Origin of the sequence: Methylorubrum zatmanii, from assembly GCF_014845115.1 — a bacterium.
GTDB lineage: Bacteria > Pseudomonadota > Alphaproteobacteria > Rhizobiales > Beijerinckiaceae > Methylobacterium > Methylobacterium zatmanii.
In genome coordinates this window covers 1-646 of the sequence record NZ_NKUI01000379.1, presented here as the reverse complement: position 1 = coordinate 646, position 646 = coordinate 1, and the positions used below count along the sequence as shown (strand labels likewise).

The following is a 646-nucleotide window of genomic DNA, read 5'->3' as shown; positions in this document are numbered from 1 at the left end:
CCCGCCCCGGCCCTCGCCGAGAATTGACGCGCCGGGCGCCGTAGCGCACCCCGCGAGCGAGCGGGCCGGTCCACCTCCCTTGCGGCGCCTCTCCCGAGCCCGTAATCACCGAAGCATCCGACCGAACCATCTTGCGGCCGCCCTGGAGCCGCCTTGTTTCGGACATGCGGGGGCATCATCGCGCCCGGATTCCTTCTCACGAACCGTGATCGAGCGAAATATCATGGCCTTGAAGCTGACGCCCCTCGTCTTCGCCCTCACGGGCGCGGCCATCCTGTTGGCCGCTCCGGCGCAGGCGCAGCAATCGAAGCGCGGCAACGAGACGCTCAAGAAGTACTGCACCGGCGATTACCTCAGCTATTGCGGCAATCTCGATCCGGACGATCCGGCCACCGATCAGTGCTTCAAGACCAACTGGGCGAAGCTCTCCGAGAATTGCCGCCGGGCGATCGACGCCTACACCCCGCCGAAGGACGCCGGGCGCGGCAAGAAGGGCTGACGCCCCATCCCGGCCGCGCGCGGGCACTTGGACATCGGATCCGGGCCGGCGCGCGCGGCCTCCCTCCCGACCTGCCGGCAGCCATCTTTCAGGGCGGTGCGCGAACGGCTAAGCTGGCGCCGCCGACATGCCGGAAATCCCGATGCC

General features: G+C 68.7%; 1 protein-coding gene. It reads left to right on the top strand.

What is annotated here, in order from left to right; genetic code table 11:
* The first annotated feature begins 223 nt into the window (after positions 1-223).
* On the top strand, positions 224-499 hold the full coding sequence (locus MZTS_RS24840) for a hypothetical protein (RefSeq protein WP_009862994.1): 276 nt from the start codon (positions 224-226) through the stop codon (positions 497-499).
* Positions 500-646 lie beyond the last annotated feature (147 nt).

What these genes read in the sequence shown, in the direction of transcription:
- MZTS_RS24840 (WP_009862994.1), top strand. Translation starts at nt 224, where the DNA reads ATGGCCTTGAAGCTGACGCCCCTCGTCTTCGCCCTCACGGGCGCGGCC.